This window comes from Halobacillus sp. B23F22_5, assembly GCF_043497085.1.
Classification (GTDB): Bacteria; Bacillota; Bacilli; order Bacillales; family Halobacillaceae; genus Thalassobacillus.
In genome coordinates, this window is the sequence record NZ_JBIEKI010000025.1 from 15,619 (window position 1) to 41,719 (window position 26,101).

A 26,101-nucleotide genomic window follows, 5' to 3' on the forward strand; every position below is an offset into this window, starting at 1 on the left:
CCCTTAAAGCGAATACCGGCTCAACATAGTTGTTTGCAGTTTTCTCATTTCTTTTAAAGCTCGTATCAGCTTTTCTTTGTCACGTGTTGACAACTGAGAAAAAGTTACAATAGAAGACGGGGCCTTACCAACTGAAATACTTTCCCATTTCTGCTTAATATATAGGTCCATCACCTGGGACAAGGCATGCTTTAAATCTGTAGCCAGCCAATCAGTGATGATATCTTTTTCAACTAATGCATCAAGCTTTTCAATCGTTGTACCTTCCAGAATATGATGAGAAAGGGAAAGGATTTGTAAAGCATGGTGAAAAGGAAATAAGACTTGTTTTTTCAGGTCAAGCTGCTTTCGGTCAATTCTTAAAAGAGCCCTTATCGGCTGTTCTAAACTAGGTATTTGGTTTTCTTTTTCGACCTGGGCTAATCGATATAAAAAGATGCTTGATCTTTTAAGATCTTCCCTTACCATCCGAATGAATTCCGTATGTAAATCATCCGAACCGTAAAGTTTGCGGAAAGAAAAAAAGTTCTGTGCCAGCAGCAGGGTATCATTTGTGGACCTCATCGCCCACTTTCTTAAGGTTTCGTTCCACTTCCCCAACGACCCACGCCACATCGGTTCACTAGCCATCATCTTTCCTTTACATCGTTCGTACCCGGCTTGTTCAAGATAAGCGGTTATTTCTTCTCCCAGCTTTACAAAATAATCATCCACTTCTTTTTGATGGAGTTCCTCGACGTCTTCATAAACGAGAAAATGATCCTGGTCTGTCAAAACAAACTGTTCCCCTCGACCGGCACTTCCCATCTGATACCAGGCGAATGCCACAGGAGGCTCCCCTAAGCCTTTCTGTTTCAAGGTATCGATGGCAATCGTTACTGCCCGCTTCGTCAGACGGTCGTAAAGTTGAGTCAAAACATCCAGTACATGTAATGATGGAACATTATCACGAATCAGCAATGCCAATATGTCATAAATTTCTTTTTTGACTTCGCTTAAATGCTCTGCCTCTGTCTCCTCGACTTTCTTGATTGCCGAAAACATTTGACGGTTTTTCTTTCGCAGAAGGTCAGCCATGGTAATCATGCCGACTACCTTCTCTTCCCCATCCACTACTGGCAGATGCTTGACTCCTCTTAATATCATTTCAGATAGTGCATGATAGTAATAATCAGAACGATGTATTTGGTACGGTTGTTTAGTCATGATCGTCCCAGCATGCTCAGCGACCGACTTATTACGGGCAACTACTCGGTTCACAAAGTCCTTCTCGGTAATAATTCCTTCTAATCGCCCATTATTTGTGATAACAATGGAACTTGCTTTTTCACCTATCATCTTTTCAGCCGCCTCTTGTATCGTCACATAGCGATCGACCGCAGTTGCAGGTTTAGTCATAATATCCTGGACACGCAACAGGAATGGATCACTCTCACCCAATTCGTGGGCAAGCCTCACCTGCTCTGCCAATGACACGTATACATCCTTAAGCCTTGAAACAACCTGATGGAGGAAATAATCACGGATATTTTCGTGCCGCCATAACCTTTCCAGCACTCCATAAGGGATATAAAGACCCACCACAGTTTCCACAGCCCGGATTTCAACCATGTAGGAATAAGCATCCTCATTACTAATTCCGAGAAAATTGCTGAGGCTGCCAAGACCAAGAATACCACCCTCTTGGACAACCTCAAGCACTTCTCCTGCTTCCTGGTCTTCAGCAGCCGCATAAACCTCTGCTGTACCAGAAGTTATGACTAAAATTCCTTCACGACGCTTTCGAGCATGAGCAATAACTGCACCATCAGGATATAGTCTTTCTTCACATTGCTTATATAACTCATGGTAGTAATCATCCGTCAACTTTTGAAAAATCGGTTGATGCCGAAGCCTTTCCCGGACACGGTAACTACTTGGTGGAGTTTGGTACGTCTTCTGAGTCATCCATCCAGACCTCTCCATCTCTATATGTCATTTGTTCCGGATAACGAAGATCAATGACTTCTTCCTGCACTTCTTTAACTGGTTCTTTTGTAGCCAGAGAAACTATAACGTTGGTTAAAATGGCAGCACTGGCTCCAAATACACCTGCGCCTGTGTCAATTATGCCTAAAATCGTGAATCCGCCAAATTTAGCGGCGAATATATAACCAAGGGTAACAGATAAACCTACCACCATTCCCCATATGACACCTGGACCGTTTGACCGTTTCCACCAGACACCGAGTAATAAAGCTGGGAAGAACGATCCGGAAGCTAAAGCAAATGCCCAGGCAACAATTTGAGTAATAGCCCCTGGAGGATTTAAAGCAACCAGGCCGGCAACAACAGTGGCGATTACAATTGACCAACGTCCGACAAGAAGACGCTTTTTCTCACTGGCATTCGGATTAATCGAGCGGAAATAAATATCATGGGATAATGCAGCCGAAATGGCAATCATTAAACCACCAGCAGTAGACAATGCTGCTGCCATGGCACCAGCTGCCATCAAGCCAATCACGAAAATACCAAGGTTTGCGATTTCAGGTGTTGCCATAACAACAATATCGTTACTGATCACAATTTCCTGCCATTGTAAAATGTTATCCCCGTTTGTATCAGCAACAGACAGCAGACCAGTGTCTACCCACGACGCGGTCCATGCTGGCAAGTTGTTGATAGAGGACCCGGCCACCTGAGTCATTAAAATGAATCGTGAAAAAGCTGCATATGCAGGAGCCGACAAATAAAGTAATCCGATAAATAACAAAGCCCATGCACCACTCCAGCGAGCGGCTTTCATGGTAGATACGGTATAAAAACGAACAATGACGTGTGGCAGGCCGGCTGTTCCTGCCATTAAAGTAAACATTAAAGCGAGAAATTGCCATTTTGTTCCTTCTGTAAATGGAACAATATACTCTGTGATTCCGAGGTCCTGATCAAGTGCTCTCATTTCATCTATGACCTGTCCATAGGAGACCCATGGCATCGGATTGCCCGTCAACTGCAAGGCCATAAAAATGACCGGAATCAAATAGGCAATAATCAATACAATATATTGTGCCACCTGCGTCCACGTAATCCCCTTCATTCCACCAAGTGCAGAATAGAAAGCAATAAGAACGACGCCAATCAAAGTCCCCACAGCAGCATTCACTTCGAGAAGACGTCCAATAACCACGCCGGAACCAGAAAGCTGGCCAACAGAATAAGTGAAACTGATGATGATTGTCGCAACCGCTGCAATCAGCCTTGCAGTATTGCTGCGATAACGGTCTCCGATAAATTCCGGGACTGTATAACGTCCGTATTTTCTAAGCTGGGGAGCAAGTAAAAATGTCAGTAATAAATAGCCGCCTGTCCATCCCATAATATAAGCTAAACCATCATAGCCAAGAATCATGACTGTCCCTGCTAACCCGATGAAAGAAGCAGCACTCATCCAGTCAGCACCGATTGCCATGCCGTTGAATACAGGAGGGACGCCGCGTCCAGCTACATAAAAGTCCGATGTAGCCTTCGCTTTGTTATATAAGGCGATTCCTATGTACAGGCCGAATGTGGCAACTATTAGCGTAAGAGAAACAAGAAATTGTGCATCCATACGTTGACCTCCTTAAAATCTACAACTGGATCTAGATCCATATCTTTTTGTGGAATTAATGATCATTTGTTTTGCCTGCACTAATGGATTCATTTCTTTTTGCATCAATGCCATATTTTTTATCAATTTTATCGCTGACTACAGCATTGATGAAAAGCAGGATTATGAAAGTCAAAATAGCTCCTTGAGCGCCCATATAATAGTGTAATGGAAAACCATTGAAGGTGATTTGAGATAATGGCTCCGCAAATAGAACTACTCCATAAGAAACTATAACCCCGATAGCTAAATAAATGATGATCATGGTTGTTCTGGCACGGAAATAAGCATCTGCAACACTTTTTTCGATTTTCTTCATGTTTGGTCACCTCCTTTCATGTTCGCATTAAACGTTAAGCGCAAGCGTTCAGCCGCGCAGGTTAAAAATGAAGCGGATCGTTTCCCAAAATGGGACCGGTATCATGATGATTTTCACCAGCATAAAAATAAACACCGAAAGAAACGGTACAATCAGGAAAACTGGTTTTTTCTTGTTTAATGCAATGACTACAGACACAACTGTAATCAGTGCGAATATTAAAACCCATGTCATACGTTCAACCACCTTTGAAAGCGTTATCAAAAAAGTTAAAAATTATATGTAGTTAGTAACAACCAATAATACCCCTCCCATGCTTTAATTCATTAGTAAATAACAGAAAATTAATTCTATTGCTATTATTCTAAAGTTACAGTTTATTTGTCAAGTTATACGTGTATATCCATACATTGCAAAAAGGCATAAAAAAACCCCAGAAAAGCAATCTAATGGCTCTCTGGGGTAAAATGAATTTTTTTAGACTTTTTCAACTACATAAGCTTTTTTTTCCCGATAATATTTCTCTCCGTCTTGAGAAGAATGTTCAAAGAAACCTTCAAACTCCTGAATAACTTTATATTCGCGATCCGGCTCTGTGAATAATTGACTGCCATTGTTGGAAAGAAGCAATACGTCCTTCGTTGACACGAAACTATCCAGTTCTTGAGCGGAATAGTTATTTCCTGGTTTTAATGTATTGAAGCCACTGCTAGTCATAAAACAATCCACCTTCCTTTTTTTAGAACAAGTTCCCGGGAAGGAGGCGCCTAAAACATGAGTACGTCCTGTTACTCATGGAAATAGTTCACACACATGATGGGGAAAATCAGAAGCAAACTAACGATGTAAAGGGAAGGGGGTGTACGACGCGTGCAAAGACGAAATATCCAATGGCTTCCCATCATTGCATCTGTAGGTATTGGAGCGGCAACTTACAGCATGATGACCGGCCAAGGCGGGCAATTACAGAATATGATTCCAAGTTTAACGAACATGGCTGGGCAGAACCAACAACACAAGCAAGGGTAACTTGACCTTTGGGTCAAGATTAAATAAATGAAACGGACTCTCCTGTTAGGATGGGTTCGTTTCTTATCTTTATACAGCCATATGCAGGATGAATATATGGAATAGTTGGCAGGCTAAGGAATGGAGGTGAAGAAAATGAGCAAGAAATCGACAAACAGAAGCAAGGGGCGATCTGCTCCTAATATAAACCCTCAAGGGCTTACAGAAGACACAGCTGACCAGCAGCCCAAATCCCAGTTAGAACAACGCGCCAAAAAAAGCAACACAAAAATTTAGCAAATGAAAAAGGAGCACCTTACAGCGCTCCTTTTTTCCTTTCCTCAGCTGGAAACATGGACTACTACTTGATCAGAAATTTCATATCCCTGGTAAAAAAGGCGTTGATGATTGTTCAGGACCAATGCTACCTTGATTGCGTTTTTACCCTTGGGAAGTTCTAAGTTATAATAATCGCCGTACAACCGGTTTATCTTTACACCATTAATATATATATGCCCATGGCCTTTTTGAAAATCAATTGCAGATGAACCAGCCTGCTCCGGGGTGAATGTAAAATTCTTCTTATCGACTTGCAGCAGCCAGGATCCATCAGACAATTGGTCAACATTGACTTGGACTTCTGGAACCTCCACTCCCTCCGGAATTTCCACTGCAGGATGCCCAGAAGAATGCAAATGTTCATTTGTGCTGGTGAAATAGAAGAATAACACTAAGAATAACAAAAACAAACTGGAATAGCTCCATAAATTTCTCACGGTATCTCCCTCTTTCACTGACTTGCCACACGTGCCCGTCGTTTAATCATAAAACCGATACCCGCTAACAATAAACCAGAAGCCAGGAAGGCCAGGTCGTAAAGGAGTGGATTTTCAGACAATGGCCTTACTCGATGAACCTGGAGAATATGATGGTCGACAATTCCTTCGATTAAGTTGAAGACCCCTCCACCGATGAACATTCCTCCGACAAATAAATGACCACTTGTCCCTAACTGGTTATTTTTTGCATCAAAAAATATTTTAAAACCGCCCCAGATAAGCATGGCGGAGAATGCTGCTGTAAAGAGCCCATCCGTTATAATCTCCATACGGATATTTCCGCTATCAATCATGTGGTGCCACTGCAACAGCTGATGAAATACAATTCCATCCACTGCTCCCAGTATCCCGTGTCCTAATATCAAAGCGGCAAAAAATAAATTTTTATCTTTTTTGTTCATAATAATCCCACCTATTCGATCACTGCTATCGGTCTGTCCAATATAGGAGGAATTTATACATACAAAAGAGCCAGCCCTTAGGCTGACTCTTTTATATTAATCCAGTTCCAGGTCTGTTACAGCACCTTTTGCAGAGGATGACACAAGTCGAGCATACTTTGCCAGTACCCCTGTTTTATGTTTAGGTTTCGGCCTTTGCCATTTTTGCCGGCGCTGGTCAAACTCTTCTTCTGTTATATCAAAATTGATCTCTTGTGTTTCACTGTCAATCGTAATGGTATCCCCTTCTTCAAGGAGTCCAATCGGTCCTCCTACAACAGCTTCAGGGGCGACATGGCCGATGACAAAGCCATGAGATCCACCTGAGAAACGACCGTCCGTCATTAGAGCTACTTTACCACCAAGACCTCTTCCGACGATCATAGATGTGATCGAAAGCATTTCCGGCATGCCTGGTCCACCCTTCGGTCCAACATTGCGAATGACCAGCACATCCCCTTCTTTAATTTCTCCGCCTTCAATCGCTTTTGTAGCGTCTGCCTCACTATCATAAACTCGTGCAGGGCCCTCAAAGCGGCTGATTTTCAAGCCAGACATTTTAGCAACGGCCCCTTCAGGTGCCAGGTTGCCCCGCAGTACAACAAGAGGCCCCTCAGGTTTAATTGGTTTATCAAACGGCAGAATCACTTTCTGTCCTTCTTTTAAAGGTGGAGCTTCCGCGAGGTTTTCAGCTACTGTTTTCCCCGTCACCGTCATGCAGTCGCCATGCAATAATCCATGCTCATGAAGCAGCTTCATAACAGCTGGTACACCGCCAGCCTCATAAAGATCCTGCATGACATATTTTCCGCTCGGCTTCATATCTGCGATAAATGGTACCTTCTTACGTACACGCTCGAAATCATCCAGCGATAAATCGACGCCAGCTGAATGAGCCATTGCAGTTAAATGTAAGAGAGCATTAGTTGAGCCTCCCAGCGCCATTACAACTGTGATTGCATTTTCAAAAGCTTCTTTTGTCATGATATCCCTTGGATATATTTCTTTCTCCAGCAATTCAACCACTAATTCACCGGCTTGGCGGCATTCTTGTTCTTTATAATCATTTACCGCCGGAGTGGAAGATGAACCTGGGATACTCATTCCTAAAGCTTCCACTGCGGATGCCATGGTGTTGGCTGTGTACATACCGCCACAAGCTCCGGCACCAGGGCATGCATTGCATTCTACCCTGTGAAGCTGTTCATCATTTATTGTGCCTTCCTGATATTGACCTACCGCTTCAAAAGAAGAAACGATATCAATATCTTTTCCGTCCAATTTTCCTGGCTGGATTGTCCCTCCATATACATAGACAGAAGGTATATTCATCCGCCCAATTGCCATCACACAAGCCGGGGTTGTTTTATCACATCCGCCGATGGCTACTACTCCATCAAGTCGTTCAGCGTTTGTCACTGTTTCAATCGAATCGGCAATTACTTCCCGGCTAGGCAAGGAATAATGCATCCCTTCATGACCCATCGCAATACCGTCAGAAACAGTAATGGTGTTGAAAATCATTGGCGCTCCGCCATTGTCTGACGCGCCACTTTTAGCTTCTCGTGCCAGACGATCGATATGTACATTACAAGGAGTGACTTCGCTCCAGGTACTTGCCACACCAATCATAGGTTTTTTGAAATCTTCATCTTCAAATCCAACTGCTCTAAGCATGGAACGGTTCGGAACACGGTTAACGCCTTCACTGATCACTTTACTACGTATGCGTAAGTCTTTTTTGTTTTCCATTGACTACACCTTCCTATTCAGATATTTAAGTCAGACGATTAACCTGAATCGAGACTATTATTATGTAATGATACTAATTTGTCGCCTGCTTCGCAATTAATTTTCTGAATATATCAAGTTTTTACATAATTAAAGCGCTTTCTTTATTGTCAGCCCGCCTATATAAAAAATTTGACAGTTATGTGAAGGATAAGAGGTACTGGAACGTGAACGTAAACACCTTGTAACTTCACCTAGGCACCGCTCATATGCTAATATATTAGAATGACTGGTGACGATCATAATTTTTTAACGGGAATGATGTGCATGGAAAACAAACAGAAAATCTATGATAAATTGATGGAAATTGTAAAAGAAGAAAATGTGAAAGTCGATGAAATGCTGAGAGACCACTTATATACTAAACTTGGCGGAAAGGCTGATTTCTTTATCACCCCGACCACTTATGAAGAAGTACAAAATGTGGTCAAGTTTTCAAATGAAGAAAATGTACCTTTCACCCTGCTCGGTAATGGCTCAAACCTGATTATCAAAGATGGCGGTATTCGTGGGATTGTCATCAATCTAAAACATCTTGACGATATCTCCGCAGATGGCAATACCGTCGTAGCGCAAAGCGGAGCACGTATAATCGATACTTCCTACTATGCTTTGGAAGAACACCTATCCGGCTTAGAGTTCGCATGCGGGATCCCAGGGACAGTCGGAGGAGCATTGTATATGAATGCGGGTGCCTATGGAGGAGAAATCAAAGATGTACTCGACTATGCCTACGTGGTCGACAAAGAAGGCAACCTTGTCAAACGCCTCGCTTCCGAACTTGATTTAGATTATCGAACAAGTAATATACCGGACAATGGAGACATAGTCCTCGAAGCCACTTTCAACTTGAAGCCTGCTAAATATGAGGAAATTAAAGCTGTCATGGATGACTTAACGCACAAAAGGGAATCTAAGCAGCCTCTCGAATACCCCTCATGCGGTAGTGTCTTCAAGCGCCCGCCAGGCTACTTCGCCGGCAAATTGATCCAGGACAGTAAACTCCAGGGTACCAGCATCGGGGGCGCTGAGGTTTCTACAAAACACGCAGGATTCATCGTTAACAAAAACAATGCTTCTACAACAGACTATATTTCTTTGATTGAACATGTTCAAAAGACAGTAAAAGAAAAATTCGGGGTTGATTTAGAGAGGGAAGTCCGGATAATCGGAGAAGACCCTGAGTAAAAGGTAACTGCACATCATGGCATGTGCAGTTTTTTCTTTTTTCTTTTCAGCAAAAACCTACAATGCTTTTCATTTCTCAACTACATATTACACACAGTTGTCATCAAACGACACTTTTCCACCCAGTCAACTCGATGTTTGTAGAAAGTTTTATTGTTTAACCTTCTGCAAAAGGCGGTATAAGGCTTATATATAGAACTTTGCAGCTCCTCAGCCCACCTCAACATGATGATCTCCAGAACATTCCAAAACTAATTAAGGAGAGAAAATTCATGAAAATCAAAGTACGTAGTTGGCAGATGTTAACCAAGCAAGATAAACTGTTTATCTTAAAAGCAGTCAGTCAACGGTCCAGGGTGAAGAAAAGTGCTTGATTATAGAGATAACAAAATCAATACTTATAGTTCTCAAATACTTATCCATTCTTAAGCTTCCGTGACAAAACTAGCACAGTCACGGAAGTTTTTTATACCTTTGTTAAAAGCTTTAGTTAAATAGATGAATACTATTGTACTAATGACTTGGCAAAAGCCAAGTTTTTCTTATGTCTTCTTCCTTTCCCATTATACTTCTTGTATATTTTCCTTTGCACTAATTCTAAGTTTACAAATATTTCAACAGTAATTAGATTAAAATTATTATAAAAAAATATTGATTTTTGATTAATAAGTGTTATCATTATTTCAGGTAGTAAAATTACTCAATACGAGGTGGTACTTTTATGAGCGAAAATAAAAAGAAACTGACGACAAGCTGGGGGGCCCCTGTTGGAGACAACCAAAACTCCATTACAGCAGGTGCACGCGGTCCTGCCCTGATCCGGGATGTCCACTTGCTGGAAAAACTGGCCCACTTCAACAGAGAACGAGTACCTGAGCGTGTGGTGCATGCAAAAGGTGCAGGGGCACATGGCTACTTTGAAGTTACCAATGATGTATCCAAATATACGAAAGCTGATTTTTTGTCTGAAATAAGGAAACGCACCCCGTTATTTGTACGATTCTCCACAGTAGCAGGAGAGAATGGTTCTGCTGATTCTGTCCGTGACCCACGGGGGTTCGCAGTCAAATTTTACACCGAAGAAGGCAACTACGATTTAGTCGGTAATAACACACCAGTTTTCTTTATCCGGGATGCGATTAAGTTCCCTGATTTCATTCATACCCAGAAGCGTCATCCAAAGACACATTTAAAGAACCCTAACGCGGTTTGGGACTTCTGGTCTTTGTCTCCTGAATCACTGCACCAGGTTACCATATTAATGTCAGACCGGGGGATACCGGCTACATACCGTCATATGCACGGTTTCGGCAGCCACACATTCAAATGGACAAATGAAGATGGTGATAGCGTCTGGGTCAAATATCATTTCAAAACTGAACAGGGGATCAAGAACCTGACAGAAGAAGCAGGTACAAAAATTGCTGGAGAAAACCCGGATTACCATACTGAAGACCTCTTCAATGCTATTGAAAATGGCGATTATCCAGCCTGGAAGTTATATGTTCAGATCATGCCGCTTGAAGATGCTGATACTTACCGCTTTGATCCATTCGATGTCACTAAAGTTTGGTCTCAGAAAGACTATCCTTTAATTGAAGTCGGCCGAATGGTGTTGAACAAAAATCCGGAGAATTATTTCGCAGAAGTAGAACAAGCTACCTTCTCTCCTGGTACACTGGTTCCCGGCATTGATGTCTCCCCTGACAAAATGCTGCAAGGGCGCTTGTTCGCTTACCACGACGCCCACCGTTATCGTGTCGGAGCCAACCACCAGGCACTGCCGATCAACCGGGCGCGGAATGAAGTAAACAATTATCAGCGTGACGGGCAAATGCGTTTCGATGACAACGGCGGTGGATCCGTCTATTACGAACCAAACAGTGCCGGAGGACCAGTTGAGAATCCGGAGGACAAACAAGCCTCCTACCCTGTATCAGGGGTTGCAGAAAGCGTAGCTTATGATCATAACGACCACTACACGCAGGCTGGAGATTTGTATCGCTTGATGTCTGAAGAAGAGCGCGCACGCCTTATCTCAAATATCGTTGGTGCGATGAAACCAGTCGAAAGCGATAAAATTAAACAACGGCAAATCCAGCATTTCTATAAAGCCGACCCTGAGTACGGTCAGCGTGTAGCAGAAGGTCTAGGCTTGGCTGTAAAACAGGAAGTATGACGAAGAAAACCGATTCATTCTCAATTAAACCTCAATAATTATCAATTAAAAAGGAGATTCTCATTTATAGAGAATCTCCTTTTTTCAATTATTTATCTTTACCATCTTTCATTTCCCAGTTTTGTATCTGATCTGTTTCAATAATTGCGATAACCACATCATCTACATCAGGATCTGCTAAGACACTGTCCCTTACCCTGTATTTAATATCATCCGCTTCTGCTAACGTCATTCCTCCTCTTAACTCGATGGCACTATCGACATGGTAGTCATCCCCTTCTCGGATGATACGAAGCCTTTGGATATCCTCTACGTCTTTTTCGGCAAGTATAATGGAAGCAATCCTATTTTCTATAATCTCAGGAGCAGCAGCTCCAATTAATCCCAACGTGTTTTCATAACCCAGCATCAATGCGATGATGACCAGCAATACACCGATCAGCATCGTTCCAATGCCGTCAAGTATATATAAACCAGTGAAGTGAGCTAAAACCACGGATATAAGCGCCAAAACCGCTCCTGAAGTAGCAATGATATCTTCATAAAAAACAAGCTTCGTTGGCGGGGCTGCGTATTTGACATTTTTGAATGATGAAGAAATTATCTGCAGGCCTGAGGCATCGACTCTCGATTCTTTAACTACTTCTTTCATCGCTTTTATTAAAATAAAACCATCAACCGCAATGGATGCCAGTAAAATCAACACGTTAAGCCAAAAGCTTGTCGATGCTTTCGGATGCTGGATGATTTCCCATCCTTTTAAAATCGTTTCATAGGCCATAATGCCAATGATAATAACAGCGGCCAGAACGAATAAATTGACTACCCGCCCGAATCCCGTCGGAAACCGCTTGGTCGGCTCTTTTTCTGCCAGGGCACTGCCAAAATACACAAGCCCCTGGTTCGTAGCATCAGCAATGGAGTGGATGGCAGTAGCCATCATAGCCCCGCTTCCACTTACTGCCGCAGCTATGCTTTTGATGATCGCAAGGCCGGTATTCCCCAGAGCAGCCACACCTGAAGACTTATTACCTTTTTTCAAAAGTTCCAAGAAAGCCATATGTTCAACTCCTTTAACAGGCTAACTAAGACTAAGACATAATACTATTATTAGCTGCTACAACGTTTTAATGTATATAGTAAATGTTCATGTTATGAATTAATGCTGTATCAGTATATAAACTCTTTCCCTGTTTAAAAGGAGAGAAACCAAAATCGCGCATAAAAAATAGACCAGCTAATGCTGATCTACTACGTAGTTTGATGGAGACGGTGGGACATGTGCTTCCATGCTTTCGTCATGGCACTGACTATATCTTGAACCTGTTCTAACAGGTCCTCTGGCGTTTTATGTGAACTTTAGATTTCCTTAAGGAGAGTTCACATCCTAGTACTACCACTGCAAGTTGGCAGCCTATAAGTCGATACACGGCTGTTGGATTACTCCACATACCGCTCGGTATTGCCTTATCACCCGAAGTGACTTAGGTTTCACCGATAAAGCCAGATTTTCACTTATGTGTTGCCACATAAGGCGACTATAAACTAATCGAACCCACGTCCAGAGATATCGGCACTCAGGCTTCTACAAGCGTAGTCGGTATATTATGCTTCGCCACCTGTTCAGCCTACCAACAGGCTTCCCAGGCGCTAGCCTGATTAGTCTCTTCGTTTCTCCTCAGGCGGTGGAGAAACGCGTAGTCCGCTTCAGTTTGGGACCCTTCAATCTGGCACACGGACAATGCCAGGAAGGATCAGCTCAAGTCAGCTTACGCTGCTAGAGCTAGGTTATCGTTAGATTCGCCAGTTATATTTAGGCAAATGACGTTTTACGAGCCGTCGCCTCGACTTGCAACCTGAGCTCGACCTATCCCTGTCGAATCCGTAACGTCCCCGTTAGGATTAAATAGGCAAGCTATTATTTATTTGTGTTTCTTGTCTTCATCGACAACTACTATTATAACACACCCTTATGCATTTTCAAAAGAGATGCCTGACAGCATTACCATAATTTAGTATCTCTCTTTCAATGCCCGGTCGATGTCCCGTTTCATTTGTTTCTCTTTCAATACCTGACGTTTATCATATTTCTTCTTCCCCTTACCAAGGCCAAGCAATACTTTTGCAACGCCATTCTTAATATAGACCTTTAGGGGTACCAAAGAATAACCCTCTTGCTGGGTTGCACCGATTAAACGGTCGATTTCTTTGCGATGAAGGAGCAGTTTTCGCGTCCTTGTCGGTTCATGATTATACCTGTTTCCTTGTTCATAAGGAGAAATATGCATGTTATGGAGAAACACTTCTCCTTTACGAATGGTGGCAAAACTGTCTTTCAGGTTAACCCGCTTCGCCCGGATTGATTTAATTTCTGTTCCCTGCAGAACCATGCCGGCTTCGAAAGTTTCTTCTATAAAATAATCATGACTGGCTTTTCTGTTTTGTGCTATTGCATTTCCTTTTCCTTTAGGCATAATGGTTCCTCCTCTATTTGCCGTGAAGATTATTGTACCAAAAAAGCGCGGATATTCCAATAAACAGGCATGGTAATAGACATTCACAATTGGCATATGAGATTATATTTTTGGGAATTTCTTTTAGAAAAACTTGGCTTATTATCAGATACTTATAGTGAAAGGCTTAGTTTTTCTAAAACTTTAATCCTTTAACAAGGTTAAACTTTCTTAAAGTATAAAAAGGGGCGGGGACATTGGAAAGACAAGTGCTGGATATTAGAAAGCTGGAGCGGGAGGATTTGGAAAACCTAAAACAAATGGATACAGGAATTGTAGATGATTATGTCATCCGTATCTTTCCAAAACTAATTGATTCAAAAGAACATCAGATTTTCGGCTTATTCCAAGGAGAATCATTATTGAGTGTAGCAGGTTACACCATTTTTTCCGGAAAATTTGCCATGCTTGGCAGAATGCGCAGTGATCGACGCTACATCGGGAAAGGTTATAGTACCGAAGTGATGACCTTCATTGCTGATTTATTAAGTAAAGACCCGGATATCCAATGGATCGGCGCTAACACACAAACCCATAATTACCCCGCCCAGCGCGTAATTGAAAGATCGGGAATGAAACCTGGACCTGTGCATTACTATGCGATATTGAAAGAAAAAATAGATCATTTAGGCGTGAAAGGACAGCTATGGAAGAAGGTCGATGAACTTGCCCGGAAGAGGAGCCTGTTATCTTCCCTTGATTATAATGTCCTTGGGGCTTTTCCTTACGAGTGCTACTACCCGCTGCCGTTTGATGAGAAACTATTCACAGACGAATATTTAAACGAATGTACCTTTTACATAAATCCGGAAGAAGACAGGTTTGTCATCTTCCGCAATGACCAAAAAGGTGCCCTTCATACCCATGTAAAATATTTTTGGGACGATCACTTCGAACAGCCAGGCTTTTTTGAAACTGTCTATCATAACTGGGACGATAACCCTGAAGCTGTTGGAGCGTGGATCGATTTTTCTGAAACTGGCTACAAAAACATCCCTGATACATCTATCTTTGAAGTGCAAAAGCCTTGGCGACTATATTGTAGATGGTTTTAACTTCCCACCCATATGAAAAGCTGCCGGCATTACCGGCAGCTTTTTGTATAAAGTTACTTCTTTTTCTTTTTATTTTTCTTTTTTTGTTTCAGCCCTTTGTTATTATAAAAAGGCTTTTTACTTTTATCTTTACCCTTTTCTTTCTTTTTCCCACTTTTGTTTTCAGAAGTACGATTGGAACTTCTTGTTTTGATGACTTTTGGCCGTGCGTCCGGATCACGTTCTTTGCGTGGCTTCATCCCGACAATCTCAAAATCGACTACCCGTTCTTCCAGATTCACGTTCGTCACACGGACGGTCACTTCATCACCAATCCGGAAGACATTGCCGGTCCGCTCACCGATCATTGCGTATTGCCGTTCTTCAAAATGATAATAGTCATCCGTCAGATAACTTACATGGACCAGTCCTTCAACTGTGTTCGGCAATTCAACGAACAATCCAAAGCTCGTCACAGAACTGATAACACCTTCAAACTCTTCGCCGATTTTATCTTGCATATACTCCGCTTTCTTCAAATCATCGGTTTCTCGTTCTGCATCGACGGCTGCGCGTTCCATTTCAGAGGAATGACGTGCAATTTCAGGCATTTTCTCTTTCCAATGCTGCTGTGTTTTCTCATCCAGTTTCTTTTCTACCAAATAAGTCCGGATTAAACGATGGACGATCAAGTCTGGATAACGCCTGATTGGTGACGTGAAGTGGGTATAAAAATCAGTTGCCAGCCCAAAGTGGCCGATACTTTGCGGATCATATTTCGCCTGCTGCATCGAACGGAGCATCAATTTAGAAATAATCATTTCTTCCTGTGCACCCTCGATACCCTCCAACACTTTTTGCAATGCTTGTGGGTGAATTTCGTTAGCGGTACCGCGTACCACGTATCCAAGGTTTGCAACGAACTCAAAGAAATGCTGGAGTTTATCCGGGTCTGGATCCTGGTGAATCCGATGTATAAACGGCACATCCATCCAATGGAAATGTTCTGCCACTGTTTCGTTGGCAGCCAGCATGAATTCTTCAATCAACCGCTCAGCAATAGAGCGTTCACGAAGCTTTACATCAATGGCTTTACCTTGTTCATCAACAATGACACCGGCTTCTTTAAAATCAAAATCGATAGCTCCGCGTCCCATACGTTTTTTTCTTAATGTTGCAGCTAGCTTTCCCATGTCAGTGAACATCGGGATAAGCTCCTTATACCGTTCCATCAATTCAGGGTCCTGATCTTCCAGTATCTTGTTTACATCTTTGTATGTCATCCGCTCATTGGTCTTAATGACACTCTGGAAAATCTCATGATTGACTACCTCACCGCTTGAATCGATTTCCATCTCACAAGACAGCGTCAATCTGTCAACCTGGGGATTCAAGGAACAGATTCCATTAGATAACCGATGCGGAATCATAGGGATTACACGATCGACCAGATAGACACTTGTCGCTCGTTCAGCTGCTTCCTGATCAATAGGAGAACCCTCCTCCACATAGTAAGAAACATCTGCGATATGGACACCAAGCTTGAAGTTGCCATTGTCCAGCCTTTTGACCATGACAGCATCATCCAAGTCCTTCGCATCGGCTCCATCAATCGTAACAATCATTTCATCGCGTAAGTCACGGCGATTTTTGATTTCCTCCGGTGAGATTTCATCCGGAGTATTTTTTGCCTGTTCTAACACCTCATCAGGAAAATCAAGTTTGATACCATGTTTATAAATAATTGAAATGATATCGATCCCCGGGTCATTCTTATGGCCAAGAATTTCCTCTATTTCCCCTTCTGCACTCATCCGGTCTTCTGGGTACTTAGTTATTTTAACAATAACCTTATGTCCGTCCGCGGCTCCATTAGCCGCTCCTTTTGGAATAAAAATATCGTTCGGTATCCGTTTATCATCTGCAATGACAAACCCAAAGTTTCTACTTGGCTGATACGTACCGACTACTTTGTCCGTAGCCCTTTCCAGAATACGAATGACTGTTCCTTCCGGCCTTGCTCCTGATTCGTCTCTTTTCTCTACGCGAACCAGCACTTTATCATTATTCATGGCCGAGTGCAGGTCAGAATGGTGAATATAAATATCATCTTTTCCTTCTTCGTCCGGGATCAAAAACGCAAACCCTTTTGCATGCATCTGGATGCGGCCGCGAATCAAATTCATTTTTTCCGGCAGGCCAAAACGATTTTTACGTGTCCGTACTAATTCACCTTGTTCTTCCAACTCATTCAGTGTCTTCATGAGGTCTGAAAAGTCATCGGCTCCATCGAGCTCAAGCGTTTCTTCTAGTTCTTGCACTGATAGTGGTTTAGATGCTGATTCATGAAAAAAGTCCAATACTTTGTTCTTCAATTCCATATTCAAAACGCTTCATCCTCCTTTATCGTTCCGTGACATTCCGACCTTGAATGGACATTATATTAATCCCAGTCCAACGATTCTAAAAACTCGAGTACATCTTGATGAAGTTCATCTTTTTCCTGGTCCATAGTGATGACATGCCCCGAATTCTCATACCATTTGATATCTTTTTGATCGGATTCCACGTTCTCATATATATAATTAGCGCTGTCTTTGTTGATCATTTCATCTTGAGCGGCCTGAACAACGAAAGTCGGGGTATAAATGTGATCGATATGATCATGGACTTCATTGATAAACTGCCCCAGCTGCTTGAACATATCTTGTGACTGATCCATCAGGTCTTCTATTTCCTGCTGGATAGTCTCCTTGTCTTTACCCTCTAACTGTTTATATTCTTTTGCTTTGAAGCGAAATCCTCCCGTTAATTGTTCTTCATTATCAAAGAACATCGGCGCGCACATTGGAATGACTCCTCTAATCTTTTCTGTATAAGCAAGTTTCAGTCCAAGTACCCCTCCAAGAGAAAGACCTGCGACAGCGATTTTTTCGTATCCTAAATCACGCAGATGATTCAAGGCTTGCTCCACATCTTCCCACCATTGATCTGGCGATGCCTTCGTCAATTCTTCTGGAGGCAGGCCATGTCCACGATAAATGGGTGCATGACTAGTATAACCATGTTTCTGCAGAAAGCGTCCCATCATACGGACATCAGCGGAATGTCCTGTGAATCCATGTAGTAACAATACCGCACGTTCTCCTTCTTCAAACGTGAACGGTTGTGGTTGTTTTATTTTCATAAGTCAGTTCTCTCCTTACTTTTGTAATTCCCTATATCAGTAGTTTTCATTCTCATTCAGTCAGCCTTTTTATTTTAGCAAACTGCTTCTTATCGTTCATTATGTTTGCTTAGGAAGATGGATATTCAGAAAATAAGAAAGCCGCGCTAAATAGCGCGGCTTTCTTATTACTTTGGTTAACTTAACACATAAGCAGCTAAAAATGCGAAAACGAAGAATAGCACTCCAGTAACAATAGTAGCTTTGTGGAGCACAGCATCGATTCCTCTTGCTTTTTGCTTACCGAATAATTGTTCAGCCCCACCGGAAATGGCACCTGAAAGGCCTGCGCTTTTACCGGATTGAAGAAGAACTAGAACGATCATGACAAGTGTATCGATTGTTAATAACGTGATTGCGAGTGTTTGCATGATGTGACTGACACCTCCTAAGAACGCACAAATACATAATGTAAATGTAGCACAAATTCCCATTCTGGGCAAGATAATATCAATGTTTCAAGCGACAAATCGAAAGAGTTCATAATGCTCGTTTTCTTTCTTATAGCATTCTTCAACTATTGCTAGTATATAAGAAATGCGCACGTGAATGTTTCTGATTGATACCGTTCACAATCATGACATATTTTGATTGTTTATGAGCGTTTTTGATTGAAAAATGTAAGGGCTTCCTTTATGATGTAGATAGGATATTTTGAAAGGAGTGTCAGCCAGTGTTGACTCCTGAACGCCATCAAATGATTCTGCAGCTGCTCCAGGATAGAAAAACAGTGAAGATGAAGGATTTGGTTGAAGCTACCAAGGCTTCAGAATCGACTATCAGGCGAGATCTCAGCTTCTTAGAGGAACAAAAAAAGCTCCGTCGCGTACATGGGGGAGCTTCGATAAAGAGTGCAACCAGTGAAGAACCGAGTCTACAGGAAAAAAGGACAGTCCAGCTGGCTGAAAAGCAAGCCATCGCCAAATATGCGTCAAGCCTGGTACGGGAAGGTGATAGTATCTTTCTTGATGCAGGATCGACCACTTACGAAATGATTCCTTTTTTGGCTCAAAAGAATGTATTGGTAGTCACTAATGGGCTTTCGCACTTGGAAACCCTGACCAGCTATGACATAGAGACATACGTTATCGGTGGCCGGATCAAACGAAAGACGCGGGCAGTAATCGGAGCACACGCTGTCGAAAGCTTAAAACATTATCGTTTCGATAAAAGTTTTCTCGGTATTAACGGGGTTCATCCCAAAGAAGGATTTACTACTCCCGATCCTGAGGAAGCGGTTGTAAAGAACACCGCCCTTCAGCTGGCCGGTGAGACTTTTATATTAGCGGATGCCTCAAAATTCAATGAAATTACATTTGCGAAAGTGGCAGATATTCAGGATGCAGTCATCATTTCTGATGCACCGGAAGATTTATTGCCATCCTTTAAAGAACTAACAGAAGTAAAGGTTGTGACATCATGATATATACTTGTACGCTGAACCCTTCCATCGACTACATTATGCATGTAGACCAATTTGAACCTGGAGGGTTGAACCGCGCTGAAAAAACTTTCTATTACCCTGGAGGTAAAGGAATCAATGTTTCCCGGGTGTTAAACAAACTGTCTACCCCATCCATCGCTTTAGGGTTTGCCGGGGGATTTACTGGACAGTTCATCCGTTCTTTCTTAGATGGCGAGGGTGTTTCCCACCATTTCATCGAAACGGATGAACCCTCCCGCATTAACGTCAAAATGAAAGCGGGTAATGAAACAGAGATTAACGGACCCGGACCGTCAATCACCTCTGCCCAGGAAACTGAATTATTAGCTTCCATAGAAAAATTATCACTGGAAGATACATTAGTGATTGCGGGAAGTGTTCCTGCTTCCCTGGATAAAGATATTTATTTGAAGATCTCCAATATATGCAAGCAGCAAAATATCTCATTAGTTGCGGACACGTCAGGCGCTGCCCTTAAACAGCTGGTGGGGTCCCCAGTAATGCTGTTAAAACCGAACCACCACGAGTTAGGCCAATTGTTCGGCACAGCAATCACTACGAAAGACGATGCGGTCTTTTATGCGAAAAAACTGGTTGAGAAAGGAGCCCATAACGTCATTGTTTCCATGGGCGGTGATGGAGCTGTACTGGTTGATTCCAAACGTGCTTTGTACGCGAATGTACCGCAAGGAATAGTCAAAAATTCTGTGGGTGCCGGAGATTCAGTAGTAGCCGGGTTCTTGTCAGCGATAACGACCGGAAAGAGCCTCGAAGACTCTTTACAATATGGCGTTGCTGCCGGAAGTGCTACGGCATTCAATGATGACCTCTGTAATGAAAAAGAAGTAGAGTCACTACTCAAAGATATTGATGTTATCGGGTTAAAATAAAGGAGGGAAAGCCATGAAAATCACAGATTTATTGAAAAAGGACACGATCCTATTGAACCTATCCGCTCGTTCTAAAGCGGAAGCCATCGATGAACTTGTAGGTAAACTGGATCAAGCAGGCCGTTTAAATGATAAACAAGGGTTCAAAGATGCCATATTAGAACGCGAATCACAAAGTACGACAGGAATAGGTGAAGGAATTGCTATCCCGCACGCTAAGACCAGTGCTGTAAAAGAACCAGCCATCGCATTTGGCCGCTCATCAGAAGGGCTTGATTATGAATCCCTTGATGGCCAGCCGACCAACTTGTTTTTCATGATTGCGGCTTCGGAAGGTGCAAATAAGACACATCTGGAAACTTTATCCCGCTTATCCTCTTTCTTAATGGATAAAAATTTCCGCGACCAACTTGAGCAAGCGAAAACAGAAGATGAAATTATAGAAGCAATCAATGCCAAAGAGGCAGAAGAAGATGAGGGTGAAGTGGAAGCAGAAGGCACTGATAGCCGAATTCTAGCGGTTACTGCCTGCCCTACTGGTATCGCGCATACCTATATGGCTGCCGATAAATTAAAAGAGACTGCGAAAGAAAAAGGAATTAACATCAAAGTACAGACCAATGGTTCCAGCGGAGTCAAGAACCGTTTGACTGAGCAGGATATTCAAGATGCAGACGCAATCATTGTGGCAGCTGATACAAAAGTAGAAATGGAAGGCTTCAAAGGCAAGCCTGTCATTGAAGTTCCAGTAGCAAAAGCTATCCACGAACCAGATAAACTCCTTGATCGTGCAGTAAACAAAGATGCGCCAATTTACCAGGGAGGCGGCAATACTTCCGAGCGTTCTTCTAATGAGGGAAATCAGCGTTCAGGTATCTACAAACACTTGATGAACGGTGTTTCCAACATGCTTCCATTCGTTGTAGGGGGCGGAATCCTGATTGCCATTTCCTTTTTGTTCGGAATCAATGCAGCAGACCCGTCCAGCGATGAATACAACCGTTTTGCAGAAATGCTCAGCATTATCGGCGGTGACAACGCCTTCTTCTTACTTGTTCCAGTACTGGCTGGTTTCATTGCATCCAGTATTGCTGATCGCCCCGGCTTTGCTCCTGGTATGGTTGGTGGTTTAATAGCGATTACCACAGGTGTAGAAGGAACCAGCGGTTCTGGTTTTCTTGGCGGTCTGATCGCAGGTTTCCTTGCTGGTTACTTGACGCTTGGAATTAAAAAAATGCTTGAAGGGTTACCTGACATGCTTGATGGTTTAAAAACCGTGTTATTTTATCCAGTCCTGGCTATTTTCGGTACCGGGATGGTTATGCTTCTTATCAATCCTCCATTAACCAGGATTTACAGTGGTGTACTGAGCTGGTTAGAAGGTATGGGTGGCACGAACCTGGCTGTCGTAGGATTGTTGTTAGGCGGTATGATGGCTATCGACATGGGTGGACCGATCAATAAAGCGGCTTATACATTCGGACTTGCGATGATTGACGCACAGAACTATGAATTCATTGCGGCTATCATGGCTGGTGGTATGGTTCCTCCATTAGCTATGGGTATCGCTACTTTGATCTTTAAAAACAAATTCTCACCACAGGAACGAGAAGCTGGTAAAACAGCCCTTCCATTAGGTGCTTTTTTCATTACAGAAGGTGCTATTCCTTTCGCTGCTGCTGATCCGGTACGTGTCATCCCTTCTCTGGTAGTAGGTTCAGCTGTCGCCGGCTCACTTACTATGTTGTTCGGAATCCAGTTATTTGCCCCACATGGAGGGATTTTCGTCTTCCCGCTTGTAGAAGGTGGCTGGTACCTTTATACAATAGCTATCCTGATTGGATCATTTATCAGTGCCCTTATTGTAGGATTCTTGAAAAAGGACCTGCAAAAAGCTTAAAATGGTATAGTTAAGGTATGAACAAAGAGAACTCTTTTGAGGAGGAATAAATCATGAAAGAAAAAACTTTTACAATTACATCGTCTGACGGGGTACATGCGCGTCCAGCTACCGTACTTGTTCAGAAAGCAGGAAACTTTGAAGCTGATATCAACCTGCAGTATAAAGAGAAAGCTGTAAATTTAAAATCCATCATGGGGATTATGAGTCTTGGCATCCCATCCGGAGCAGAAGTAAAAATTACAGCTGAAGGCAATGACGAAGAAGAAGCTATTCAGAAATTAGAAGAAACCATGAAAAACGAAGGCCTGGGGGAATAACAACATGAGTCACATCAAAGGGATTGCCGCTTCCAGTGGTATTGCTATCGCAAAGGTATACCGCCTGGAGGCTCCAGACCTTTCCTATAAAAAAAATAATGTCGACGTTCCGGAAGATGAAGTGAAACGGTTGCATGAAGCACTGGATATTTCCAAATCTGAACTTGAGAAAATCAAGGAACATACGAAGAAATCACTTGGAGATGAGCATGCAGAAATTTTTTCCGCTCACCTGTTAGTACTGAGCGATCCTGAATTGATTCAACCGATTGAAGATAAGATCAAATCTGAAAATGTAAATGCTGAAGCTGCTCTAGATGAGACGGCAAATATGTTCATCGATATGTTCAAAAATATGGACAATGAGTATATGCGCGAACGTGCAGCTGATATCCAGGATGTCACCAAACGCGTGATGGCCCATTTGCTTGGTGTAACTTTCCCGGATCCTGCTTTGATCAATGAAGAAGTTGTCATCGTAGCGGACGACCTCACCCCATCTGACACAGCTCAACTGAACAAACAGTATGTCAAAGGGTTCACGACAGACATTGGTGGTCGTACTTCCCATTCAGCTATCATGGCACGCTCCCTGGAAATTCCTGCCGTAGTAGGAACGAAAGAAATTACCAGCAATGCTCAAAAAGATGAAAAAATTATTGTTGATGGAATTGACGGTGACGTCATCGTCAATCCTACTCAAGAAGAACTGGATACGTATCAACAAAAAATGGCTGATTTTGAAAAACAAAAGCAAGAATGGGCAAAATTGAAGGACGAGCCTACAATCACCGCTGATGGTACACACGTTGAATTAGCAGCGAATATCGGAACCCCGGAAGATGTAGAGGGTGTTCTTAATAATGGCGGCGAAGGTGTCGGACTTTACCGCACCGAGTTCCTTTACATGGGTAAAAGCCAGCTCCCGACCGAAGAAGAACAATTTGGTGCTTATAAATCTGTCCTGGAGCAAATGGGAGACAAACCTGTCGTCGTCCGTACGTTAGACATCGGCGGGGACAAAGAATTGGATTACCTTGACCTTCCGAAAGAATTGAATCCATTCCTAGGTTTCCGTGCCATCCGTCTGTGTCTGGAACGCGATGACATTTTCCGTACCCAATTGCGGGCGCTTTTACGTGCAAGTGTTCACGGTAACTTGAAAATCATGTTCCCGATGATCGCCACTCTGGAAGAATTCCGCGAAGCGAAAAACATGCTTGATGAAGAAAAGTTGAAACTGAAAGAAGAAGGTCACGACATTTCCGATGATATTGAAGTTGGTATCATGGTTGAAATCCCAGCTACTGCGATGATTGCACGCCAGTTTGCCAAAGAGGTTGATTTCTTCAGTATTGGAACAAATGACTTGATTCAATATACCATGGCTGCTGACCGAATGAATGAACGTGTTTCCTACTTGTACCAGCCATACAATCCGGCAATATTGAATTTGATCAATAATGTCATTGAAGCTGCTCATGCAGAAGGTAAATGGGCAGGTATGTGTGGCGAAATGGCCGGTGACTCAATCGCTATTCCTATCCTGCTTGGACTGGGACTTGATGAATTCAGTATGAGTGCCACATCCATATTACCTGCACGTACGCAACTGAAAGATCTTTCGAAAGAAGACATGGCTTCTTTTAAAGAAACACTCCTTTCAATGGGAACGGCCGATGAAGTGGTCGCTTTCATTAAAGAAAAAACAAATCAGTAATGGTAATTTGAAGCATATTGTGCACAATAAATAAAAAGAAGGGGATTCGCTCTCCTTCTTTTTCACTCACTTTTTTTAGGAAAGAAGTGTTAGCATGACTTACACGATCATTATGATTGTTTCCGTGCTCATTGTTTTGGGTATTGCAGCAGCTTTTGGCCTGGCTGTCAATGCAGGTTATAATTATAAACACACCGTTGATCCTCTTCCTGCTAAAGAAGATGGTCATGAAATTAATTCCCGGCAGGAAGAATCGAATACAAAAAGCTGATGCCCTATTATAAATAGGTATATTGAAAAGAAAGCTAAAAAAACTTTTATTTTAGGGTAGAAAATAACAGCAAAAGACAAACTCAGGGTTGATATAGCTCTGAGTTTGTCTTTTTTTTTTGGGCTTTTTTTGACGATTTATGCCTTACTTGTTGTTTTCCTATTACATGCGAGAGAATTTAGGTTTACGAATGAGAAATTAAAGGTATTACCATAAACATCTATTTTAAAGCATATATTTTATTAGACGTATTAAGGGGATTATTTAGACCTTGCATTCACGTTATCGTTAATTTTTGATAACGTGGTTAAATCGTACTATTACTTATCTTTAGGAGGCACACAATGAGATTTGCAGGGGTAGGCTTAGTAATGCTAGCTGCTATATGCTGGGGCATTAGTGGGGGAATTGCAGATATTTTAATGACCAAGGGCTGGGACCCAATGGTAATCTCCTTTTACCGAGGTGCTGTTGGGTTTATATGTTTCTTGACGTGGTTTCTCATTCGGTTTAAAAAGAATTGGACTTTCTCTCCTCGTTTATACTTTTGGTCACTATTAGCAGGGGTTGGTGTTGCTGGAAATTTCACTTTTTATTTTCTCGGCATCCAGGCCTCAAGCATTGCTGTTGCGGCTACCTTGATGTACACCGCACCTGTGTTTGTCCTGTTAATCTCCTTTTTATTTCGTATAGAACGGTCGACTTGGTTTAAATGGGCGTGCATTTTCGGTGTACTTATGGGGATTGTGCTGCTTACAGGCGCATACAATACTGAGTCCATTTCCGTAAGTTTAGCAGGGGCGGCAGCGGGGCTTGCTGCTGGTCTTTCCTATGCTTTGTTTATATTCGGTTTTAAAAACGCTTCTGCTATCGGAAAGCCCCAGACCACCTTAACCATCGCCTTTTTTTCTTTCTGTCTCATCCTTTTATTCTTTACAGGAAGTGGTGAAGCAACTAAGGTGTTGACCTCTAGCGACCTGGGATGGTTCATTCTCTTAGGACTTGTAGGGGCTGGAATATCGTTTATATTCTATGTGATCGGGGTTCGGAAGACTGCCCCGACTACTGCTTCGATGGTCGCAATGGTAGAGCCGGTTACAGCTTCCATATTTGGCGTTTTGCTTCTCGGAGATAATTTGGGACTCATTCAATTTCTGGGAATGGTGCTAATTCTGGTTACAGTCACCGTACTTAGTGTAAAACAGGCTGACTGAAAAATTTATGTCCATTAAAGTAATTAAAAGATTTAGTCATCAATAGGAACCGAGTAGGCGTCGCCATTACTGACCACGCCTCTCACAGAGCACACACGTGCGGACCTTCGCATGCGGCTCTTCCCATATATCTCTTTTAGAGATAACGTTCATCGTAAACAGATAAAAGACTCA

Annotated in this window: 25 protein-coding genes and 1 other RNA gene; 12 read left to right on the forward strand and 14 right to left on the reverse strand. The window is 42.5% G+C overall.

Annotation, left to right across the window (positions count from 1 at the left end; genetic code table 11):
- Window positions 1-3: 3 nt before the first annotated feature.
- The 5 genes from ACGTN9_RS20070 to ACGTN9_RS20090 all read right to left on the reverse strand — a co-directional run bounded on the left by ACGTN9_RS20070 (window position 4) and on the right by ACGTN9_RS20090 (window position 4,667).
- Window positions 4-1,947, reverse strand: a complete 1,944-nt coding sequence (locus ACGTN9_RS20070; protein ID WP_499596218.1) for a DUF294 nucleotidyltransferase-like domain-containing protein — start codon at window positions 1,945-1,947, stop codon at window positions 4-6.
- Complete coding sequence (locus ACGTN9_RS20075) at window positions 1,913-3,592, reverse strand: sodium:solute symporter family protein (RefSeq protein ID WP_499596220.1); 1,680 nt, start codon at window positions 3,590-3,592, stop codon at window positions 1,913-1,915. The genes ACGTN9_RS20070 and ACGTN9_RS20075 overlap by 35 nt, the downstream gene beginning before the upstream one ends.
- Before the next feature lie 55 nt (window positions 3,593-3,647).
- Window positions 3,648-3,950, reverse strand: coding sequence for a DUF4212 domain-containing protein (locus tag ACGTN9_RS20080; RefSeq protein ID WP_499596221.1), 303 nt, complete (start codon window positions 3,948-3,950; stop codon window positions 3,648-3,650).
- A 48-nt stretch (window positions 3,951-3,998) separates the two neighbouring features.
- Window positions 3,999-4,184 carry a hypothetical protein gene (locus tag ACGTN9_RS20085; RefSeq protein WP_499596222.1) on the reverse strand — a complete coding sequence of 62 codons (186 nt, stop codon included), beginning with the start codon at window positions 4,182-4,184 and terminating at the stop codon, window positions 3,999-4,001.
- A 243-nt stretch (window positions 4,185-4,427) separates the two neighbouring features.
- On the reverse strand, window positions 4,428-4,667 hold the full coding sequence (locus tag ACGTN9_RS20090; RefSeq protein WP_499596224.1) for a hypothetical protein: 240 nt from the start codon (window positions 4,665-4,667) through the stop codon (window positions 4,428-4,430).
- A gap of 153 nt (window positions 4,668-4,820) precedes the next feature.
- Between ACGTN9_RS20090 and ACGTN9_RS20095 the strand changes: the two genes are divergently transcribed.
- Together ACGTN9_RS20095 and sspL are read left to right on the forward strand one after the other, a co-directional pair.
- Window positions 4,821-4,979, forward strand: a complete 159-nt coding sequence (locus ACGTN9_RS20095) for a hypothetical protein (protein ID WP_200865953.1) — start codon at window positions 4,821-4,823, stop codon at window positions 4,977-4,979.
- Window positions 4,980-5,114: 135 nt separating this feature from the next.
- On the forward strand, window positions 5,115-5,255 hold the full coding sequence (gene sspL / locus ACGTN9_RS20100; RefSeq protein ID WP_499596225.1) for a small, acid-soluble spore protein L: 141 nt from the start codon (window positions 5,115-5,117) through the stop codon (window positions 5,253-5,255).
- Between the two features lie 44 nt (window positions 5,256-5,299).
- Here the strand turns inward: sspL and ACGTN9_RS20105 are convergent, their stop codons facing one another.
- The 3 genes from ACGTN9_RS20105 to ilvD form a co-directional block, all read right to left on the reverse strand.
- A complete protein-coding gene (locus tag ACGTN9_RS20105; protein WP_499596227.1) occupies window positions 5,300-5,734 on the reverse strand; it encodes a hypothetical protein in 435 nt (144 codons plus the stop codon).
- A gap of 14 nt (window positions 5,735-5,748) precedes the next feature.
- Window positions 5,749-6,198: a DUF2243 domain-containing protein gene (locus ACGTN9_RS20110; RefSeq protein ID WP_499596229.1), complete on the reverse strand. Its 450-nt coding sequence runs from the start codon at window positions 6,196-6,198 to the stop codon at window positions 5,749-5,751.
- Between the two features lie 96 nt (window positions 6,199-6,294).
- Window positions 6,295-7,989, reverse strand: coding sequence for a dihydroxy-acid dehydratase (gene ilvD / locus ACGTN9_RS20115; protein WP_499596230.1), 1,695 nt, complete (start codon window positions 7,987-7,989; stop codon window positions 6,295-6,297).
- 306 nt (window positions 7,990-8,295) lie between these two features.
- Here ilvD and murB point away from each other — a divergent pair, with 306 nt between their 5' ends.
- The gene (murB, locus tag ACGTN9_RS20120) at window positions 8,296-9,216 is read left to right on the forward strand and encodes a UDP-N-acetylmuramate dehydrogenase (protein ID WP_499596231.1); all 921 of its coding nucleotides are present in this window, start codon (window positions 8,296-8,298) and stop codon (window positions 9,214-9,216) included.
- Between the two features lie 721 nt (window positions 9,217-9,937).
- The gene (gene katA / locus ACGTN9_RS20125) at window positions 9,938-11,395 is read left to right on the forward strand and encodes a catalase KatA (RefSeq protein ID WP_499596232.1); all 1,458 of its coding nucleotides are present in this window, start codon (window positions 9,938-9,940) and stop codon (window positions 11,393-11,395) included.
- Between the two features lie 88 nt (window positions 11,396-11,483).
- On the opposite strand, the gene ACGTN9_RS20130 is transcribed toward katA, so the two are convergent.
- From ACGTN9_RS20130 to smpB, 3 genes are all read right to left on the reverse strand, one after another.
- On the reverse strand, window positions 11,484-12,455 hold the full coding sequence (locus ACGTN9_RS20130) for a cation diffusion facilitator family transporter (RefSeq protein WP_499596233.1): 972 nt from the start codon (window positions 12,453-12,455) through the stop codon (window positions 11,484-11,486).
- 486 nt (window positions 12,456-12,941) lie between these two features.
- Window positions 12,942-13,282: a transfer-messenger RNA gene (gene ssrA, locus ACGTN9_RS20135) on the reverse strand.
- Between the two features lie 125 nt (window positions 13,283-13,407).
- Window positions 13,408-13,869 carry an SsrA-binding protein SmpB gene (smpB, locus tag ACGTN9_RS20140; protein ID WP_093045943.1) on the reverse strand — a complete coding sequence of 154 codons (462 nt, stop codon included), beginning with the start codon at window positions 13,867-13,869 and terminating at the stop codon, window positions 13,408-13,410.
- Between the two features lie 236 nt (window positions 13,870-14,105).
- Here smpB and ACGTN9_RS20145 point away from each other — a divergent pair, with 236 nt between their 5' ends.
- Entirely contained in the window at window positions 14,106-14,963 is an 858-nt protein-coding gene (locus ACGTN9_RS20145; protein WP_499596234.1) for a GNAT family N-acetyltransferase, read from the forward strand.
- Window positions 14,964-15,016: 53 nt separating this feature from the next.
- Here the strand turns inward: ACGTN9_RS20145 and rnr are convergent, their stop codons facing one another.
- The 3 genes from rnr to secG all read right to left on the reverse strand — a co-directional run bounded on the left by rnr (window position 15,017) and on the right by secG (window position 18,539).
- On the reverse strand, window positions 15,017-17,323 hold the full coding sequence (gene rnr, locus ACGTN9_RS20150) for a ribonuclease R (RefSeq protein WP_499596252.1): 2,307 nt from the start codon (window positions 17,321-17,323) through the stop codon (window positions 15,017-15,019).
- Window positions 17,324-17,385: 62 nt separating this feature from the next.
- Window positions 17,386-18,129 (reverse strand): alpha/beta hydrolase, encoded by a 744-nt coding sequence (locus ACGTN9_RS20155; protein WP_499596235.1) that lies wholly within the window; start codon window positions 18,127-18,129, stop codon window positions 17,386-17,388.
- Between the two features lie 176 nt (window positions 18,130-18,305).
- Window positions 18,306-18,539, reverse strand: coding sequence for a preprotein translocase subunit SecG (secG, locus tag ACGTN9_RS20160; protein WP_028783660.1), 234 nt, complete (start codon window positions 18,537-18,539; stop codon window positions 18,306-18,308).
- A gap of 302 nt (window positions 18,540-18,841) precedes the next feature.
- Between secG and ACGTN9_RS20165 the strand changes: the two genes are divergently transcribed.
- From ACGTN9_RS20165 to ACGTN9_RS20195, 7 genes are all read left to right on the forward strand, one after another.
- On the forward strand, window positions 18,842-19,591 hold the full coding sequence (locus ACGTN9_RS20165; protein WP_499596236.1) for a DeoR/GlpR family DNA-binding transcription regulator: 750 nt from the start codon (window positions 18,842-18,844) through the stop codon (window positions 19,589-19,591).
- Window positions 19,588-20,502 (forward strand): 1-phosphofructokinase, encoded by a 915-nt coding sequence (gene pfkB / locus ACGTN9_RS20170; RefSeq protein WP_499596237.1) that lies wholly within the window; start codon window positions 19,588-19,590, stop codon window positions 20,500-20,502. The genes ACGTN9_RS20165 and pfkB overlap by 4 nt, the downstream gene beginning before the upstream one ends.
- A 13-nt stretch (window positions 20,503-20,515) precedes the next feature.
- Entirely contained in the window at window positions 20,516-22,402 is a 1,887-nt protein-coding gene (locus ACGTN9_RS20175) for a PTS fructose transporter subunit IIABC (protein WP_499596239.1), read from the forward strand.
- A 53-nt stretch (window positions 22,403-22,455) separates the two neighbouring features.
- Complete coding sequence (locus tag ACGTN9_RS20180; protein WP_499596241.1) at window positions 22,456-22,722, forward strand: phosphocarrier protein HPr; 267 nt, start codon at window positions 22,456-22,458, stop codon at window positions 22,720-22,722.
- A gap of 4 nt (window positions 22,723-22,726) precedes the next feature.
- Window positions 22,727-24,442, forward strand: a complete 1,716-nt coding sequence (gene ptsP, locus ACGTN9_RS20185; protein WP_499596242.1) for a phosphoenolpyruvate--protein phosphotransferase — start codon at window positions 22,727-22,729, stop codon at window positions 24,440-24,442.
- Between the two features lie 94 nt (window positions 24,443-24,536).
- Window positions 24,537-24,713, forward strand: a complete 177-nt coding sequence (gene ytzI / locus ACGTN9_RS20190) for a YtzI protein (RefSeq protein ID WP_499596244.1) — start codon at window positions 24,537-24,539, stop codon at window positions 24,711-24,713.
- A gap of 344 nt (window positions 24,714-25,057) precedes the next feature.
- Entirely contained in the window at window positions 25,058-25,927 is an 870-nt protein-coding gene (locus ACGTN9_RS20195; protein ID WP_499596246.1) for a DMT family transporter, read from the forward strand.
- The last annotated feature ends 174 nt before the right edge of the window (window positions 25,928-26,101 follow it).